The sequence below is a fragment of the Lampropedia cohaerens genome (assembly GCF_001005215.1).
Taxonomy (GTDB): domain Bacteria; phylum Pseudomonadota; class Gammaproteobacteria; order Burkholderiales; family Burkholderiaceae_C; genus Lampropedia; species Lampropedia cohaerens.
The window spans coordinates 57,710-76,364 of the sequence record NZ_LBNQ01000012.1 but is presented as its reverse complement, the minus strand read 5'-3'; the positions used below and the strand labels follow the sequence as shown (position 1 = coordinate 76,364).

Sequence of the window (18,655 nt, the reverse complement as noted above, 5' to 3'; positions counted from 1 at the left end):
ACCATGCTGCTGATTCCCGCCATCGACCTCAAAGACGGACACTGCGTGCGCCTTGTGCAAGGCGACATGGACCAATCGACCACTTTCGGCGAGCAGCCCCAGCTGGTCGCCAGGCGCTGGCTCGATGCGGGCGCGCGCCGCCTGCATCTGGTCGACCTCAATGGTGCATTCGCTGGCAAGCCCAAGAACCTCGCTGCCATCAAGGCCATCCTCAAGGAAGTGGATGAAGAGATTCCCGTGCAGTTGGGGGGGGGCATCCGGGATCTGGACACCATCGAGCAGTACATCGACGCCGGCATTGAATACGTCATCATCGGAACGGCCGCGGTCAAGAATCCGGGCTTTCTGCGCGACGCCTGCAGCGCGTTCGGCGGGCACATCATCGTCGGGCTGGACGCCAAGGATGGCAAGGTTGCGACCGATGGCTGGAGCAAGATCACGGGAGCCGACGTGGTCGATCTGGCACGCAAGTTCGAGGACTACGGTGTCGAGTCCATCATCTACACCGATATCGGCCGTGACGGCATGCTCAGCGGCATCAACGTCGACGCGACCGTGCGGCTGGCGCAGTCGGTGGACATCCCGGTCATTGCCAGTGGCGGCCTCAAGGACATCACGGACATCGAAAAGCTCGTTGCCGTGGCCGACGAAGGCATTGAGGGCGTGATCTGCGGTCGCGCGATCTATACCGGCGATCTCGACTTCGCCAGTGCGCAGGCGCGCGCCGACGCGCTGCTGGGTGATCAGGCGTGATGGATGCGTCGACTGTGCAGCCGGCTGCGCTGGAGGCACCGGGGCTGCATGCGCATCTGTTGCATGGCCTGCCAGCGCTGACGCTGGTGGGGCCAGCCGGTGATCGCGCAACGGTGTTGATGCACGGAGGACAGCTTGTTTCCTGGCGGACGGGTGATGGCGCCGAGCATCTCTACTTGAGTTCGCGCGCCCAGCTGGATGGCCAGAATGCCGTGCGTGGCGGCGTGCCGGTGTGCTTTCCGCAGTTCAGCCAGCGTGGTCCGTTAATGCACCATGGCTTTGCCCGCAACCTGCCGTGGCGGCTGAAGGCGCATGTGCTGGCCGACTCGCAGCAGCTGGTGTTGCAGCTGGCGGACGGGCCTGTCAGCCGTGCCTTCTGGCCCCATGCCTTCGATCTGGAGCTGACGGTGCAACTGGCGCCCGACCAGCTGCGTATGGCGTTGCAGGTGGAAAATGTCGACACCGCGTCCTGGTCCTTCACTGCAGCGCTGCATACCTATCTGGCGGTGGATGACATCTTCCAGGCACGGCTTTGCGGCCTGCGAGGCGCGCGTTTCTGGGATGCGGTCAGCAATGTACATGGGCAGGCCCAGGCTGAGCCGTTGGTGAGTACGCACATCGACTGCGTCTACCAATCAGGGGGGCAGCCACTGGTACTGGCCAACAGCCATGCGGCCCATCCACATAGGCAGCTTGCGATTGAACAGAGTAGCAGCTGTCCGCAAACGGTGGTGTGGAATCCCGGCCCGGACCGTGCGGCGGATGACTTGCCGCCCGAGGGCTGGCAGCGCATGCTGTGCGTGGAAGCGGCCTGCGTCGATCAGGCTGTGGTGCTGGCGCCTGGCGAATGCTGGGAAGGTTGGCAGACCTTGCACTGGCAGCGGGCGGGCAATGGCGCCGCCGCGTGAAGAAAAAGAGTGGACAAGACTATGCTGGCCAAACGGATCATTCCCTGTCTGGACGTCACGGGCGGGCGCGTTGTCAAGGGTGTGAACTTTGTTGCGCTGCGCGATGCCGGTGATCCTGTCGAGATTGCGGCACGTTATAACGAACAGGGCGCAGACGAGCTGACCTTTCTGGACATCACCGCCACCAGTGATGGGCGCGATCTCATTTTGCCGATCATCGAGGCCGTGGCTTCCCAGGTCTTCATTCCGCTGACCGTCGGCGGCGGCGTGCGCAGCGTCGCCGATGTGCGTCGCCTGCTCAACGCTGGCGCGGACAAGGTCAGCTTCAACTCGGCGGCAATCGCCCGTCCCGATGTGATCGATGAGGCCGCGCAGAAGTACGGCTCGCAGTGCATCGTCGTGGCCATCGATGCCAAGCGCCGTAGTGCCGAGGCAGAACAGCAGCGCGGTCCCGACGGCCAGCCGCTGGGGCCGGGCTGGAACGTCTACAGCCACGGCGGGCGCCGGGACACCGGCCTTGACGCGCTGCAATGGGCCCAGGATATGGCGCGCCGCGGTGCAGGTGAGCTGCTGCTGACCAGCATGGACAAGGATGGCACCCAAAGCGGTTTCGATCTGGCGCTGACACGGGCGGTCAGCGACGCGGTGCCGATTCCAGTCATTGCCTCCGGCGGCGTGGGCACGCTGGCCCATCTGGCCGATGGCATTACCGAGGGCGGCGCGGATGCGGTACTGGCAGCCAGCATCTTCCACTTTGGCACGTTCACCATCGCGCAGGCCAAGGCATACATGGCAGAGCGCGGCATTGCCGTCAGAATCTGACTCTGACGCGGTGCAGACGAGAAGGACACAACGTGAACGACATAACGACTGATGTGCATTCCGAGCAGTGGCTCGATGCTGTGTGCTGGGATGCGCAGGGGCTGGTGCCGGTGATTGCCCAGGAGCAGGGCAGCGGGGATGTGCTGATGTTTGCCTGGATGAACCGGGAGGCGCTGCGGCTGACGGCACAAACGGGCCAGGCCGTTTATTACAGCCGCTCGCGCGGCAGGCTGTGGCACAAGGGCGAGGAGTCCGGTCATTTCCAGACGGTGCACGCGATCCGGCTCGACTGTGACAATGACGTGGTGTTGTTGACCATCACGCAGCAAGGGCATCAGCCAGGCATTGCCTGCCATACCGGCAGGCATAGCTGCTTTTTCCAACAACTTGAGGAAGGCCAATGGAAAATCGTTGCGCCCGTGCTCAAGGACCCGAGCCATATCTACGAGAAATGAGCATGACCTCCTCCAGCGACGGCATGGGCAGCGCCGATGCGCTGTTTGCCCATCTGCAGCAAGTCTTCGAGTCGCGCAAGCCGGCCAACGGCGGCGATCCGGCCAGCAGTTACGTGGCGCGCCTGTTGGCCGCGGACAAGGCGCCCGATGCATTTCTGAAGAAAATCGGGGAGGAAGCCGCTGAGGTTGTCATGGCCGCCAAGGACGTGCAGGCGGGTCGCAAGTCCACCGACGCGCTGGTGTACGAGGTGGCGGATCTGTGGTTTCACACCTTGGTGGCGCTGGCACATGTTGATCGCAGCGGCCTGGATGTGGTGACAGAGCTGCGGCGGCGCGAGGGAATTGGCGGGCTGGTCGAGAAGGCATCGCGTCCGGCCGGTTGAAGCGCCTACGCTGCGCGGTGACGAACCCGCATCAGAAAGAGGGTGCCAGCAGGCAGCGGTGCCGCCGTTTCTGCCACTGCGCTTGTTGAATTACCGGTTTGGCAGCCCTTGGTAGGCGGCGCTGTCAATGATGACGTGCGCATTGGCGCGGCCACTTCATAATAGGTGGTTTCGTGTATCGGGGGATGCCTGTGCTGCGCTGGTTTGAAGGTCTGCTTAATCCGTTTCCGGCTCCCGAGCCACAGCAACTGCCTAAAGGCGTTGTTGCATTCGTGTGGGCGTGCACCAAGGGCGCGAGAGGGTATGTGCTGCTGCTGGCGCTGCTCAGCGCCAGCGTTTCGATCTACGAGGCTTGGCTGTTTGCTTTTCTCGGGCAGGTTGTGGACTTGCTGGATGGCTGGCAAAGCGGCGTCGCTGCAAGTGAAGAGCAGCGACGCGTGTTGACAGGCATTGCCGTGGTGATGGTGCTCAGCATCGTGCTGGTGGCGCTGCGCACCATGCTGCAGCACCAGACGCTGGCCATCAATCTGCCCTTGCGCCTGCGGTGGAATTTTCACCGCATGATGCTGCGCCAGAGTCTGGGTTTTTTTGCCGACGAGTTTGCCGGTCGCGTCACGGCCAAGGTGATGCAGACAGCCCTGGCCGTACGGGAGGTGCTGATGACCTTCGTCGAAATCGTGCTCGGCATCGGCGTCTATTTCATCACGATTGTTGCGTTGGTGGGCAGCTTCGACTGGCGGCTGATGCTGCCCTTTATCGCCTGGATCGCGCTGTTCGGCGCGGCGTTGGCGTATTTCGTGCCCAGACTCGGGAAGATTGGCCAGGAACAGGCGCACGCGCGGTCATCGATGACTGGGCGGATCACGGATGCCTACTCCAACATTCAGACTGTCAAGCTGTTTTCCCATACCCGGCGCGAGGCCCATTTCGCACGCGCGGCGATGGTCGACTTCCAGCGCACCGGCTATCGCCAGATGCGGTTGATCAGCCTTTTCGAAGTCGTCAATCAAACGTTGGTCGTCAGTCTGATTCTTGCCGCAGGGGGCTATGCCTTGGTGCTGTGGCACGAAGGGATGGTGGGCGTCGGCGCGGTTGCCGCCGTTACCGCCATGGCGTTGCGCGTCAACGGCATGTCGCACTGGATCATGTGGCAGATGGCCGGCCTGTTCGAGAACATCGGCACAGTGCAGGACGGTATCGCCACGCTGACCAAGTCTGCGCAGGTGGTCGATGCACCGGATGCCAAGCCTCTGCAGGTCACGCGGGGCGAAGTGGTGTTCGAGAACGTTTCGTTCAACTATGGAGGAGACCGGCAGGTCTTCGATGGGCTGTCGCTGACTGTGCGGCCGGGCGAGAAGATCGGGCTGGTGGGCCGCTCCGGTGCCGGCAAGAGCACATTGCTGAGTTTGTTGCTGCGCTTCTATGATGTGGACAGCGGCCGCATCCTGATTGACGGGCAGGACATCTCACGGGTCACACAGGACAGTCTGCGCGCTGCGATCGGCTTGGTCACACAGGATACGTCACTTTTGCATCGCTCGATCCGCGACAACATCGCCTATGGGCGCCCTGATGCCAGCGAGCAGGAGGTGTTTGACGCGGCGCGGCGGGCGCAGGCGGATGCGTTCATTGCCAGGCTGTCTGATCCGCAGGGCCGCACCGGTTATGACACCATGGTCGGGGAACGTGGCATCAAGCTGTCAGGAGGGCAGCGTCAACGCATTGCCATTGCGCGCGTACTGCTCAAGAATGCGCCCATTTTGCTGTTGGACGAGGCCACCAGCGCGTTGGACTCGGAAGTGGAGGCCGCCATCCAGGAAAGCCTCAACGAGATCATGCAAGGCAAGACCGTCATTGCGATTGCCCACCGCCTCTCGACCATTGCCGCGATGGATCGCCTGATCGTGATGGAGCAAGGACGCATCGTCGAGGAAGGCAGCCATGCTGAATTGCTGGCACGAGGGGGCATGTATGCCCGGCTGTGGCAACGCCAGAGCGGCGGATTCCTCGGGCAGGAACTGGGCTGAGCGGGTAGGCTGCGTGCGCCACCTGCAGGAGTGACGGGCTGGCCACGATTTCTGTATGTGCCGCTGCGCGCGATGTGGCGCTTGCGCAGCGCCTGTCGATCAGGCATGGCAACGACAGCGTTGCCAGCAGGCGCCGAGATGTTGCTCCGGGGCCGGCCGCATCTGCCAGCCGGGCCGGTCGCCGCGCCTGTACCGGGAACGCGGCGCGATGGGCACTGGCAGTCGTTTGGAGCCTTTGACGCCACAGGCCGTCTCCGCACACCTGACGTAGGAAATGGGGCACGAATCTTCCTTCCGCTCTTCTATAAAACGATAACGAAATATCATTATAATCTGGTCTTGCTGCTCGTGCTGGCGAGCAGGTGTTCCAACCAAGGAGGAGAAGTGGTGTTTCTGAATCAAAAATGGCTCATGCGTGCGGTGACGTTGGCGTGCGTGGCAACGCTGGCTGCATGCGGAGGAGGCAGCAGTGACGTCGACATCGTGCAGCCTCCGCCTGCTACTGACGATGACCACGGCCACGACCATGACCACGAGCCTGTGGCAGGGCGGCTGGTTGTGGCGCAGGCGGGTGTGGCGCAGGTGCATGTGCTGGATCTGGAGCATGCACGCCTACTGCAGAGTTTCAACGTGGACGATGTGCCATCAGCCGTCCACGCCAGCCCGGATCATCGCTATGCGTTGCTGGTGCAGCGCACCAGGAATCAGGTGCAGTTTGTCGACGGGGGACTGTGGCAGGAGGACCATGGCGATCACCAGCATCCCTATGCAGAGAATCCTACGCTGCTGGCGTCGCGACTGACAGGCCCGGCACCGACCCACTACGTGGCACATGCGCGCGAGGCTGCCGTGTTTTTTGATGGTGATGCCCAGTCTGGCGAGAACGCCGCCATCGCGTTGGTCAGCGATGCCAGCATTGACGCGGGCCAAGCAGGCCTGGTGTTGGCGGAGCAGCGGCTGGATACTGCGCATCATGGCTTGGCCGTGCCCCGTGGCGACCATTTGCTGGCGAGCTGGCGCGCCCCGGATGCGCGAGGACTGCCTGACCGGGTGGCGCTCTACCACCGGCATGGCGATCATTTCCATCTTGAAAAGACTTTTGACGAGGCACTGTGTCCGGGGCTGCATGGCGGTGGCACGAGCATCCATTACACGGTGTTTGGCTGCAGCGATGGCGTTCTGATCGTGCGTGAGGAGCCGGGCGTGTTCACGGCCAGCAAGTTGCCCAACCCGCCTGGGCTGAGCGGCAGTGCGCGCATAGGTTCGATCATAGGCAGCACGCACGATGAACGCTTCGTGGGCCTGGCCGGTCCGGACCAGTTGTTCGAGATCAATCCAGCTGCTGGCACCGTCTTGCCCATCGGCTGGTCGGACTCGCAACCTGCCACCATCCGTGCGCAGGCCATGGACGCGGCCGGAGAGCACCTGCTGGTGCTGGATGCACTCGGGACCTTGCGCATTCTTGATACGCACGACTGGCGTGCAAAGGTGGTAATCCCTTCGGCGATTGCTGCCATGCCCCAGGAGGCGCCTTTCCCTGCGATCGCTATCAGCGCGGCGGAGGACAGAGCCTGGCTTAGCGATCCGCAGGCAAATCGGCTATGCACGCTGGATCTGGCCGTCGCTGAGCTGCATTGCGACATTCCGCTCAACTTCAGTCCGACCGGTCTCGTCTGGCTAGGCATTGCCGAGCACGAGCATTGATAACACGCTTGCATTTTCCCTTTCGGCCCGGCATTCCGGTTGGACTGCTGCGGCTATGTCATTGCCTGTCTTTTTGAATCATGACAAAGAAATCCCTTGGTTTGCCGGCATCAGCTGTTGGCAGCAATCCCTTGTCTTGGCGACTGTCCCTTGCCGGACTGTGCACGCTGATGCCGCTTTCCGTGATTGGCCAGACTGCGCCGCTACCGCGTGCTGACGCACCCGCAGCGCCGGCTGCCGTCTTGCCGGAAGTGCATGTGCTGGGCAGCACATTGGACATTCCGCTGGAGGCCGCGACGGTGCCGGTTGAATACCTGGACAGCGAGGCCCTGCGTCAGCGCAGTGCGGCGACGCTGGGCGAAACCCTGGAAGGGCTGCCGGGTGTGCGCAACAACAACTATGGTGCGGGGGCGGGGCGCCCTGTCATTCGCGGCGCCGACGGGGCGCGCGTGCGCATCCTCTCCGATGGCAGCGAGGTGCAGGACGCCTCCACCTCCAGTCCCGACCATGCCGTCGGGGTCGAACCCGCGCTGGCGACCGACATCGAGATCCTGCGTGGACCCGCGACGCTGCTCTACGGCGGCGGCATCACGGGAGGGGTTGTCAATGTGCGCGATGGCCGTGTGCCTACGGCCGTGCCCGAGCGCGGCTATGAAAGCAGCATCGAACTGCGCCGCGACACGGGTGCTGATGAGGGCAGTGGTCTGTTCTCGTTGACAGGCGGCCATGGGCCATTTGCGCTGCACGTCGAAGGGCTCAAGCGCTCTGCCGGCGAATACCGTGCTGGCAGCGGCTGGAGTGCCAGCCGGGTGCCCGGCTCGGACAACCACACCTGGTATGGCAGCGTGGGCGGCTCTTTCATCCATGAACGAGGCTATCTGGGGCTGGCCTACAGCCGGCTGCGCAGCAAATATGGATTGCCGGGCCACAGTCACGAATATGAGGACTGCCATCTGCATGGCGATGCATTGCACTGCGGCGGTCATGGTCATGGTGGTCACGATCACGATCACGATCATGGTGATGGCGAACACATCGCGCTGGTGGATATGGACACCGAACGCTGGGATCTGCGCGGCGAACTTCGGGATCCCGTCCCAGGTGTGGCGCGCGCGCGCCTGCGGGTTGGGCTGACGGACTATCGCCATGACGAGATCGATCACGGCGCCATTGGCACGACCTTCAAGAACCGCGCACACGACGCCCGCCTGGATCTGGAGCACCAGCGCATTGCCATTGGCGCGGGCAGTCTGCGCGGCATCATCGGTGTGCAGCACACCCGCCGTGAATTCAGCGCGACGGGCAGCGAGGCCTATGTCGAGCCGACCGACACGCGCAACCGGGCATTGTTTGCCCTGGAGGAATACAGCGTGGGCAACTGGCGCTTTGAACTGGGTGGCCGTTATGAGTGGCAAAGTGCACAGCTCAACGGCACGCACCGCTACGGCACCGTCAAGCACCACATGGGCTCACTATCGGCTGGTGCCAACTGGGCATTCACGCCCGGCTATGCGGTGGCCGTTAGCCTCTCGCGCTCGCAGCGCGCGCCGACGGCCGAGGAGCTGTTTTCCGATGGCATTCACCTGGCTTCCAACACATGGGAGCGCGGCAATCCTGAGCTGCGCGCCGAGCGCTCCCACAACCTGGATGTCACGCTGCGCAAGACCGCTGGCGCCACGCGCTTTGCGCTGTCGGCGTTCTACAACCGCATCGATAACTACATCTATGCCAGCACCGTGGACCGGTACGAGGACTTTCGGCTGATCGACTACCGCCAGCGTGACGCCACCTTCAAGGGACTGGAGGCGCGGCTGGATCAGCAGCTGGGCAGCCAGTGGCAGGTCGGCATGTTTGGCGATGCGGTGCGTGCCCGCTTCAGCGGCGGCGGCAATGTGCCTCGCGTGCCTTCGCACCGGCTGGGCGTCGATGCCAGCTGGCGTCTGGCAGGCTGGCGCGTAGGGGGCGAGTGGTACCGCAGCTTTGCGCAAAACCGCATTGCCGACTACGAAACCCGCACCGGCGCCTATGACATGCTGAACCTGCACGTGCAGTGGCAGGGCGCGCTGGGTGCGCAGCAGCACTACACCCTGTTTGCGCGCTTGAACAATGCGCTGGACAAGCTGGCCTTCAACCACAGCTCGTTTGTCAAGCAGGCCTCACCGCTGCGTGGCCGCACCTTGCAGGTTGGCGCGCGGCTGGATTTCTGATCCATCAACCCTCACTGGAGTTTTTCCAACCATGCAAGTCCTGTCCTCACTAAAGGAAGCCAAGCAGCGCAGCCGCGACTGCCAAGTCGTGCGCCGCCGCGGGCGCATTTATGTCATCTGCAAGTCCAACCCCCGCCTCAAGGCACGCCAAGGCGGCGCCAAGAACAGACGCAAAGGGCGTTGACACGCCGCATGCTCTGCGGATCCCGGCGGAAAAGCCGGGTGGGCCTGTGAATGCGCCACCGGCACGGGCGCGTTCACGGGCCGCTTTGCGGCCGCGTGCGCCGGAAACGGTCTGCGCGTTGCGCGGCGCACCGTTGCATGCCGTGGCGACGGGCGGAGGCAGGATCTATGCACCGCCTGCCAGCCAAAGCAGTACGCTTGCTGGATGGACTGCTGACCTGCCACCATCGAATGGCATTGATATATTGATTTAATTATTTGCAAGTAAAAATTAAGTAGTTTTAGTTTTTATCTGATCTTCAGACAATGGCGTGCATGGATACGACGCCCTTCGACTCCCATTCTGGAAGATCACTGCATGACTGGCATGCAGATGGTTTTTCACCTGATGCGCGCCCAGGCGACGCGGGCATCGTGTCCAGCGCGTTACGCCTGCCTGTTGCGGCCAGCCTGCGGCGTCATTGCGCAGGCAGCAATCACATGGGTAAGGCTGCGGGGTGGATGGCAGGGGAAGGGGTTCGAGGTTGCCAAGAACATCCCTCTCCATCAAAAACCCTTATTACAGAGTCCCTTGCCATGATCTCCAAATCCCTGTTTTACCCCGGCCAGACGGTTGCTCGCAATGCGGCTGCATTGCGGCTACTCAGGACGACTGCAGTCGCGTGGCGGTTGACGCCAGTGAAGTTGCCGCACCAGGCGTTGGCGCCATGTTCCAACGCTGCGCCAGGCAAGGCAAATGGCCCGCATGGCATTCCTTTGCACCCTTCACGCTTTGCGTGCTGATCTGCGGCAGCCCTGACCGGGCGCTTGCTTTCCATCGTTCCTGCACACGTCGAGGTCGGACGAGGCGTCAAGCCTCAACGTGCGCACGCCTTGTTTGCTGTTTTCAATTGGGAGAGAGAAACACCATGTCCGATGCATCACAACTGTCGCGCACCGCAACACGCCGTCAGGCGCTTGGAACCATTGCGCTTGCGGCGCTGGCAGCAACAGTACCGACGCTGGCAGCGAGCCAGTCCAACGCCGGCCCTTCCGGGCAGCGGCTGCTGCGCATTGGCCACCAGAAGGGGCTGCTGAGCTTGCTCAAGGCGCGCGGGACGCTGGAGCAGCGGCTGGCAGAGCTGGGCGCGCGCGTGACATGGACCGAGTTCAATGCCGGTCCCGTACAGCTGGAGGCGCTGAATGTCGGCGCCATCGACTTCGGCGATGTGGGCGAGGCACCGCCGATCTTCGCGCAGGCAGCTGGCGCGCCGTTGGCCTATGTCGCTTCGAGCCCCCCGCGGCCGCGGCTGGAGGCGCTGATCGTGCCTGCCGACTCGCCGATCCAGTCGGTGGCCGATCTCAAGGGCAAGCGACTGGCGTACAACAAAGGCTCGAACGTGCACTTCTTTCTCGTCAAGCCGCTGGAAAAGCACGGCTTGAAATACTCCGACGTGTCGTCGGTATTCCTGCCTCCGGCGGACGCGCGTGCGGCCTTCGAGCGCGGCGCGGTGGATGGCTGGTTGATCTGGGACCCCTTCCTGGCCGCCGCCGAGGTCAGTCTGGGTGCGCGCCAGATTGCCGATGCCACCGGCGTGGTGAACAACCGTAACTTCTACTTTTCCTGCCGCGCATTCGTTGAGCAAAACGGGGACATCATCGCCGCGGCCATCGACTCGCTCAATACGCTGGATCAGTGGGTCAGCCAGCATCGCGAGGCCGCCGCAGAGGAGCTGGCGCAGATTCTCGGTCTGCCCAATGCGGTGGTGCTGCGCTATCTGCAGCGCAACACGTTCGGCGTGCTGCCCATCAGCGAGGAGGTGCTTGACGAGCAGCAAGAGATCGCCGACACGTTCGCCTCCCTCAGGCTGATTCCCAAGCCGGTCAATGTGCGTGGCAACGCGGCGTGATGGCCTTGCGTGTGGGTGATCGAGGAGTCCATCATGGCTGTTGTCTGGTTTGAGGCACGCGCGGCAGGCCCCGGCGTCTGCGGCGCATTGCGCGGGTAAAGGAGAGATCCATGCGTGCGGATATTCAGGAAATTTCCACTTCCGCCTTGCCCACTGCGGCGAGCGTGAACGCCCCACCCGAGCGCGCGTTGGGGGCCCAGCTGCTGGCGCTGGGGGCACGACTGCGCCATGCTGGCGGGCAGACGCTGCTGCCGTGGATCGTGCCCGTACTGCTGCTGCTCGTGTGGCAGCTGGCTGCCGAGCTGGGCTGGCTCTCGGCGCGGGTGCTGCCTGCGCCATCGGCAGTGTTTGCGGCGTTCTGGGCGCTGGCGGTATCGGGCGAGCTGTGGACGCATGTGGCCGTCAGCACCCAGCGCGCCTTGCTGGGGCTGGCCATTGGCGGAGGTCTGGGACTGGTGCTGGGGCTCCTCAACGGCTCGGTGCGGCTGTTCGATCAGCTGCTCGACTCCACCATTCAAATGGTGCGCAACATTCCTGCGCTGGCCACGATTCCGCTGGTGATCCTGTGGTTTGGCATCGATGAGGCGGCCAAGCTCTTTCTGATCGCGCTGGCGGTGTTTTTTCCGATCTACATCAACACCTACCACGGCATCAAGAGTGTCGACCCGGCGCTGGTGGAGATGGGGCGGGCCTACGGGCTCAATCGCTGGCAGTTGTACTGGCAGATCGTGCTGCCGGGGGCGCTGGCCTCGATTCTGGTGGGGCTGCGTTTTGCGCTGGGGCTGATGTGGGTGATTCTTATCGTCGCAGAGACCATCTCGTCGCAATCCGGTATCGGCTACCTGACCATGAATGCGCGTGAATTCCTACAAACAGATGTGGTGCTGGTAGGCATTTTGCTTTATGCACTGCTGGGCAAGCTTGCTGACTGGCTGGCACGCTGGCTGGAGAAACACTTGCTGCGCTGGAACCCCAACTACCGTTGAGAAAGAGAACCGTGATGAAGCGATGGCAAAGGCTTGCAGCCAGTTTCGGCACCGCGGCAGGTAGCGGGAAAGCCGGTTACGACAGCGACGATGCCGTGCGTCTGTTCGCGGCACTGGAGGGGGTCCCTACCTTTCTTCTCAAGGTCGGCGAACAACGGCCGGCGCAGGTTCACGCAAGTTGCCCGCCTGCCGCTGCCAATGCCGCAGGGCTGGGGGTGGAGCTGCGCGGCGTGAGCAAGCGCTTTGGAACACGCCAAGTGCTGCGCCCGATCGACCTGTCGATCCAGCCTGGGGAGTTCGTGGCCATCGTGGGGCGCAGTGGTTGCGGCAAGAGCACGCTACTGAGGCTGGTCGCAGGCCTTGAGGAGCCGAGCCAGGGGAATCTGCAGCGCGGCGCACACGACAGTGCCGGACTGAACGGACACACGCGCATGATGTTCCAGGATGCGCGGCTGCTGCCCTGGAAATCCGTGCTGGACAATGTCGCACTGGGACTACCCAGGCAGCGCCGCGCCGCCGCCACTGAGGTGTTGGCGAAGGTCGGACTGGCCGAGCGCGCCAGCGAATGGCCCAGCAACCTTTCGGGAGGGCAACGTCAACGTGTCTCGCTGGCGCGAGCGCTGGTGCATCAGCCGCGGTTGCTGCTGCTCGATGAGCCGTTGGGCGCGCTGGATGCACTCACGCGCATTGAGATGCACGCCTTGATTGAAGCGCTGTGGCAGGAGCAGCGCTTTACGGCCTTGCTGGTCACCCATGACGTGCAGGAAGCCGTGGCGCTGGCCGATAGGGTGTTGCTGATTGAGGACGGCGCCATCGCCCTTGATGCGCACATCGACTTGCCCCGCCCGAGGCAGCGGGGCAGCGCGGCGTTCGCCGCTCTGGAAAAACGCATCCTCGACCGCGTGCTCGCGACTGCCCCGGTTGCAGAGCAAGCGCCGCCGCCTGTGCCGACACGCGCAGGCTCCTGGCATTTTGCGATTTAGCGCCATTGCCTCTCACATCCACGCCTGTGCGGTACAGGCATTGCTTAGCCAAGGAGAACAAGCATGACCATTCAAGCCATTAACGTGCGCAACCAGTTCAAGGGCCGGATCAAGGAAATTCTGCGCGGCGATGTCCTCTCGGAGATCGACGTGCAAACCCCATCGGGCATCGTCACCTCGGTGATCACCACGCGCTCAGTCGATGAGCTGGGCCTGCAGGTAGGTTCTGAGGTGGTGGCGCTGGTCAAGTCGACGGAAGTCTCCATCGCCAAGCTGTGACGCCGAACAGACTGGTAGCCCAGTGGGACGTTACAGCGCTAACGCGCCCCAGGCCAGTCCGAGCAACGCGGGAAACGACCGTAACCCGCTGGTCAGGAACCTTCGAGCATTCTGGCGCTGCGTGGCCCGGCCTGCGCAATCAGCGGGCTGATTAGTCTGGCCTCCGGCAGATTGCGCCAGTATTTGCGCGGCATTTCGCGCAGCATCGCGCCGGTCTTGAGGCGGGCGGGATTGAAGGTCGTGGCGTAGTAGGTCAACCACAGGTCTTCGCCAGCGTCGGGTGGAGGGCGCTGGCTGGGATCGGCACCCGCGCCGACGAATAGTTGTTGCAGGTCCCAATGCAAGCAGGCCTGCGGACTGAGAATGCTCCAGCGCATATTGGCAAAGCGGCGAATGAAGAATGGCGCGTTGGCGACGATGACAAAGTGCTCAGGTTCAAACCATGCAACATGGTGCGTGAGGCCATCGGCATCCGCCATGGGGCGAAACCGCACAAAGGCGCGCATCTTGTGGATTTCCCGGCCGACTGCCTTGGCCATCTGTGCAATGGCGTGCGCATCGACATCCAGCGGGTCATCGCGAAGTGATGGGGCGTGGGCGATGCGATAGAGCCAGCGATAGATCTGCAGGTAGCGCTGACTGCTGCAGTGCAGTGCGGCGCTTTGGCAAATCTGGATTTGCTGCGCGCGCAGGCGCGGCACAGCGATGCCCACAGACTCTGCGGCATGCTGCTGCAGCCAGTGCTCTAGCGCCGCTACGGACACCGCGCATGGTGCGCCGCCATCAGCGAAAAGATCCGCCTGTGGTGCAGCAGCAGGTGTGTCGAGCCACTGCCATGACACCTGGTGCGGGGCCACGCCATGGCGCAGCAGCAGGCACGCACTGTGGCGAAAACCCTCCCAGTCCCAGGCGGACTGCAAGGTAATGGCCATCGCGGGTCGAGAATGCATGGGGGACCAAACAGGTACTAAAACAACGCAAGCTGTGCGGCCCCTTGTGGCTGCGTGCGTGCAGGCTGCAGGGCCGATTGCTTCAAAAATGCGCTGTGCTGACCATGCGCGAGCAGACGCTGGCGCAGGTGTGCGTCCTCCAGCGTGGCGCCAGGATGATGGCCGGTCAGCTCGACGAAGGGCAACACCTTGGCCAGAGGCACACGCAGGCGTTCCAGGTCCTCCAGGCGGATGCTGCGCACGCGCCGCGTCTTGAGCAGCAGCTGTACCGACTTCACGCCCAGGCCCGGCACGCGCAGCAGCATTTCACGTGGCGCGCGATCCAGCACCACCGGAAAGGACTGGCGGTTGGCCAGCGCCCAGGCGAGTTTGGGGTCCAGCTCGAGATCAAGCATGCCCTGCGGCAGGCCCTGGGTAATCTCTCCATGCCTGAAACCGTAAAAGCGCACCAGCCAGTCGGCCTGGTAGAGACGATGCTCCCGCACCAGCGGCGGCGCGATGGCGGGGAGGGCCTGGGCGGCGTCGGGAATGGGGCTGAAGGCGGAGTAATACACGCGTCGCAGGCCGAAATCACCATACAGCACGCTGCTGGCGGCAAGAATGTCGGCGTCGCTGGCGCGGTCGGCACCGACGATCATCTGCGTCGTTTGGCCTGCCGGCGAGAAGCGCGGAGGGCGCGCCCTGGTGGCCGTTTGGCCCACGCCGAGCGAAACGGGTCTGGCACCGACGACATCGCTGCGTCTGGCGGCCAGCCTGCCTGCCACGAAGCCCATGGCATGGCGGATCGTCTCGGCCTTCTTTTCTGGAGCGAGCTGTTGCAGGCCCTGCACCGTGGGCAGCTCCACATTGATGCTCAGGCGATCTGCGTACCGGCCCGCCTGCTCGATCAGCTCCGGTGCAGCATCGGGAATGGTCTTGAGATGAATGTAGCCGCGAAAGTCATGCGCCTCGCGCAAGCAACGTGCCACCCGCACCAGCTGTTCCATCGTGTAGTCGGGCGAGCGGATGATGCCGCTGGAGAGGAACAGCCCTTCAATGCAGTTGCGCCGATAGAAGTCCAGCGTCAGGTCCACCACTTCCTGCACGGAAAAGCGCGCCCGCTGGACATTGGAGCTCTTGCGGTTGATGCAGTAGAGGCAGTCGTAGATGCAGAAATTGGTCAGCAGCACCTTCAGCAGGGAAATGCAGCGGCCGTCTGGCGTGTAGCTATGGCAGATGCCCATCCCCTCGGTGGAGCCCATCCCTTTGCCGCCGCGTGAGTCGCGGCCACGTGCGCCGCTGGAAGAGCAGCTGGCATCGTACTTGGCTGCGTCGGCGAGGATGAAGAGCTTGCGGTGAAGATCCATGGTGTAAAAATATACACCATGCTTGCGATGAGTGCCCATACGTCAGGCAATGCCGCGTCTGCGCCAGTGTCTCTCACACCGGAAACAGTCAGCTTTGCCGTTGCCGCCGCGAGGGCCGTACCGCTGCTCAGGGGCATCTCCGGGAGATTCTTAGCATAAATCGCGTCAGACAATATAAATAACAACACTAAAAATAAGAATAATTATTATTAAGAAATTTTTTAACGAAAATTCGACGGCGTTGCTCGTTCTCATTCGCCGTAGGCTGCAAGGCAGGCGCCTCGGCATTTCTTCTGGAGTTATGGCCTTGATATCTACCAACAGTCCGTGCTTGAAGCGCAGTCCGATTGCCCTTTCCCTTGCGCTGCTGAGCGCTTCCGGCTTTGCACAGACCGAATCGACGGCGCAGACGGCGTCCGTACTGGGGGAGGTGGTGATCTCTGCCGCCGGTTTCGAGCAGAAGCTTACCGACGCGCCCGCGAGTATCTCTGTCATCACACAGGAGGAGTTGAGCAAGCGGCCCTACACGAGCCTGGTTGATGCCGTGCGGGACCTGGAAGGGGTGGATGTGGGGGAAACCTCCGACAAGACCGGACAGCGCACCATCAGTATCCGGGGCATGGGCGCCGATTACACCCTGATCCTTATCGATGGCAAGCGCCAGAACAATCATGGCGACATCTATCCCAATGGCTTTGGTGGCAACCAGTTCAACCATATCCCCCCGCTGGATGCCATTGAGCGCATCGAGGTCATCCGCGGGCCGGCCTCGACGCTCTACGGCGCTGATGCACTGGGCGGGGTGATCAACATCATCACCAAGAAGGACATCACGCGCTGGAGCGGCTCGGCAACGGTCGGCAGGACGTTCCAGTCCGACAGCGACTTCGGCGACGACACGACGGCAGACTTCAACCTGCGCGGGCCGATCGTTGCGGGGCTGCTGGGCATCAGCCTGCGCGGCAGCCGCTATGACCGCGATGCCTCGTCGCCGACGTATGCCGCGGCCGTCGCACCGGACGGAACGCTGCATCCGCGTAGCCTGGGCTTTGGTGGCGGTGGCAAGACGGTTGACAACACCAACAAGGCGTTGGGTCTGAGCTTGTACCTGACCCCCAGTGCGGATCACCGCTTCACGTTCGATTACGACACCTCCAGGCAGGTCTACGACAACACGCCGGTGACCGATCCGCTGACCGGGCGTACCAGCTATCCGTTGGGCACGCGCGACAGCATTGATACCATCTGGGCGGCAGGCAACGTCTGCGTCGGTGCTACGGGCAACAACGCTAACGCCTGTGCGAGTAACGGTGGCACCTGGAGCCGCCGCGCCAATCCCCGCGTCGGATATGTCGACGAGCAGGAGTTCACGCGGGATGCGTGGGCGCTGTCGCATGAGGGCAAGTGGGGCTTTGGCAATAGCCAGGTGTCGCTGTCCTATGTGGAGACGGACAACAACGGCCGTACCCTGCCATTTACCGTGGACGAGCGCAGGCGCCTGCTGGAGATGATTGATGGCACGGGTGCCTACGCAGGCATGAGTGAGGCGCAGCGCCGGGCAGCGGCCGAGGCGCAATTCCTGCCGCGCCCCAAACGTACGTTGCAGAGTAACCAATACACGCTTGATGCGAAGCTCGACATCCCGCTGAGCGGCCTGGCGGGAGACCATCTGCTCGTGGTGGGGGGGCAATACATCGACGGTGAGCTGCGCGACGGTGTCTTCGGTATGGAATCCGGCACGCCCGGACAGGCCCAGGAGCACAAGATGTGGTCCCTGTTTGCCGAGGACAACTGGATGCCCACCGAGAAGTTTACCCTGACCGGTGGCGTACGCTACGACGACCACAAAATCTTTGGCAATCGCATCTCGCCGCGTCTGTATGGCGTCTACGCGTGGACGTCCGAATGGACGGTCAAGGGCGGCGTCAGCACCGGCTACAAGACCCCGAAGACCACTGACCTGTACGACGGTATCCGAGGCTTTGGCGGGCAGGGAACCTCTCCCATGTTCGGCAATCCGGATCTCAAGCCCGAGACCAGCCGCAACACCGAGCTGGCGGTCTACTGGAACCACCCGCGCGGACATGCCTTCAATGCCACCGTGTTCCGCAATGATTTCAAGGACAAGATTGCCAGCCAGCCGTGTGGTGCGGGCACTCCGCTGGCCTGCTCAAGCAGCGGCGAGTACGCCGATCTCGGTTACACATCGTCGTCGCGCACGACCAACATCGACAAGGTGGTCATCCAGGGCCTGGAAGTGGCCGGGCGCTGGCAGATCACGCCCCAGTGGATGCTGCGAGGCAACTACACCTATACGGACAGCGAGCAGAAAAGCGGTGCCGAAAAGGGCCGCCCGATGGGCAATGTGGCCAAGCACATGCTCAACACGACGCTGGACTGGCAGGCAATGGATCGGCTCAACGTTTTCCTGACGATGGAGGCGCGTTCCAAGCGCTACCGTGGCCAGATCAATGACCGGGATGCGTACTACAAGGACTATGAGGTCTTCCATCTGGGTGCCAGCTACGCCCTGAACGACAACTTCACCATCAACGCGCGCATCAACAACCTGCTGGACAAGGATTTCACGACCTATCAGACGGAGTTCGTGAACTGCACATCCGGAAGCAGCTGCATCAATGGCTGGCAGCCCAGTTATCTGGACGATTACAACAACAAGGACAAGGCACGCAGCTTCTGGATCAGCGTCAACGCGCGCTTCTGAGCGTGCAGCGCTTGCGGCTGGCGATGGCGGTGAAACCGCCTGCGCCACGCGCCGC

The 18,655-nt window shown here is 62.9% G+C and carries 16 protein-coding genes; 14 read left to right on the top strand and 2 right to left on the bottom strand.

What is annotated here, in order from left to right; genetic code table 11:
• Positions 1-3: 3 nt before the first annotated feature.
• The 13 genes from hisA (at position 4) to AAV94_RS02680 (ending at position 13,579) form a co-directional block, all read left to right on the top strand.
• Positions 4-753 carry a 1-(5-phosphoribosyl)-5-[(5-phosphoribosylamino)methylideneamino]imidazole-4-carboxamide isomerase gene (hisA, locus tag AAV94_RS02740; protein ID WP_046740791.1) on the top strand — a complete coding sequence of 250 codons (750 nt, stop codon included), beginning with the start codon at positions 4-6 and terminating at the stop codon, positions 751-753.
• The gene (locus tag AAV94_RS02735; protein WP_084824700.1) at positions 753-1,661 is read left to right on the top strand and encodes a D-hexose-6-phosphate mutarotase; all 909 of its coding nucleotides are present in this window, start codon (positions 753-755) and stop codon (positions 1,659-1,661) included. The genes hisA and AAV94_RS02735 overlap by 1 nt, the downstream gene beginning before the upstream one ends.
• Before the next feature lie 21 nt (positions 1,662-1,682).
• Positions 1,683-2,483 carry an imidazole glycerol phosphate synthase subunit HisF gene (hisF, locus tag AAV94_RS02730; RefSeq protein WP_046740790.1) on the top strand — a complete coding sequence of 267 codons (801 nt, stop codon included), beginning with the start codon at positions 1,683-1,685 and terminating at the stop codon, positions 2,481-2,483.
• A 53-nt stretch (positions 2,484-2,536) separates the two neighbouring features.
• Positions 2,537-2,938: a phosphoribosyl-AMP cyclohydrolase gene (gene hisI / locus AAV94_RS02725; RefSeq protein ID WP_046740789.1), complete on the top strand. Its 402-nt coding sequence runs from the start codon at positions 2,537-2,539 to the stop codon at positions 2,936-2,938.
• 2 nt (positions 2,939-2,940) lie between these two features.
• Positions 2,941-3,321, top strand: a complete 381-nt coding sequence (locus AAV94_RS02720; protein ID WP_407927302.1) for a phosphoribosyl-ATP diphosphatase — start codon at positions 2,941-2,943, stop codon at positions 3,319-3,321.
• Positions 3,322-3,512: 191 nt separating this feature from the next.
• On the top strand, positions 3,513-5,348 hold the full coding sequence (locus tag AAV94_RS02715; RefSeq protein WP_046740852.1) for an ABC transporter ATP-binding protein: 1,836 nt from the start codon (positions 3,513-3,515) through the stop codon (positions 5,346-5,348).
• Positions 5,349-5,735: 387 nt separating this feature from the next.
• Positions 5,736-7,052 carry a hypothetical protein gene (locus AAV94_RS02710; protein WP_156167938.1) on the top strand — a complete coding sequence of 439 codons (1,317 nt, stop codon included), beginning with the start codon at positions 5,736-5,738 and terminating at the stop codon, positions 7,050-7,052.
• An 80-nt stretch (positions 7,053-7,132) separates the two neighbouring features.
• Entirely contained in the window at positions 7,133-9,259 is a 2,127-nt protein-coding gene (locus tag AAV94_RS02705) for a TonB-dependent receptor domain-containing protein (protein ID WP_084824699.1), read from the top strand.
• 31 nt (positions 9,260-9,290) lie between these two features.
• Positions 9,291-9,443 carry a type B 50S ribosomal protein L36 gene (gene ykgO / locus AAV94_RS02700; protein ID WP_046740786.1) on the top strand — a complete coding sequence of 51 codons (153 nt, stop codon included), beginning with the start codon at positions 9,291-9,293 and terminating at the stop codon, positions 9,441-9,443.
• 907 nt (positions 9,444-10,350) lie between these two features.
• Positions 10,351-11,331, top strand: a complete 981-nt coding sequence (locus AAV94_RS02695; RefSeq protein WP_046740785.1) for a sulfonate ABC transporter substrate-binding protein — start codon at positions 10,351-10,353, stop codon at positions 11,329-11,331.
• 110 nt (positions 11,332-11,441) lie between these two features.
• Complete coding sequence (gene ssuC / locus AAV94_RS02690; RefSeq protein WP_084824698.1) at positions 11,442-12,317, top strand: aliphatic sulfonate ABC transporter permease SsuC; 876 nt, start codon at positions 11,442-11,444, stop codon at positions 12,315-12,317.
• 14 nt (positions 12,318-12,331) lie between these two features.
• Positions 12,332-13,300, top strand: a complete 969-nt coding sequence (locus AAV94_RS02685) for an ATP-binding cassette domain-containing protein (protein WP_084824697.1) — start codon at positions 12,332-12,334, stop codon at positions 13,298-13,300.
• Positions 13,301-13,363: 63 nt separating this feature from the next.
• Entirely contained in the window at positions 13,364-13,579 is a 216-nt protein-coding gene (locus AAV94_RS02680) for a TOBE domain-containing protein (protein WP_046740784.1), read from the top strand.
• 92 nt (positions 13,580-13,671) lie between these two features.
• On the opposite strand, the gene AAV94_RS02675 is transcribed toward AAV94_RS02680, so the two are convergent.
• Entirely contained in the window at positions 13,672-14,529 is an 858-nt protein-coding gene (locus AAV94_RS02675) for a TIGR03915 family putative DNA repair protein (protein ID WP_046740783.1), read from the bottom strand.
• Between the two features lie 17 nt (positions 14,530-14,546).
• Positions 14,547-15,875 carry a putative DNA modification/repair radical SAM protein gene (locus AAV94_RS02670; RefSeq protein ID WP_046740848.1) on the bottom strand — a complete coding sequence of 443 codons (1,329 nt, stop codon included), beginning with the start codon at positions 15,873-15,875 and terminating at the stop codon, positions 14,547-14,549.
• A gap of 331 nt (positions 15,876-16,206) precedes the next feature.
• Here AAV94_RS02670 and AAV94_RS02665 point away from each other — a divergent pair, with 331 nt between their 5' ends.
• Positions 16,207-18,600 (top strand): TonB-dependent receptor domain-containing protein, encoded by a 2,394-nt coding sequence (locus AAV94_RS02665; RefSeq protein WP_197407993.1) that lies wholly within the window; start codon positions 16,207-16,209, stop codon positions 18,598-18,600.
• Positions 18,601-18,655 lie beyond the last annotated feature (55 nt).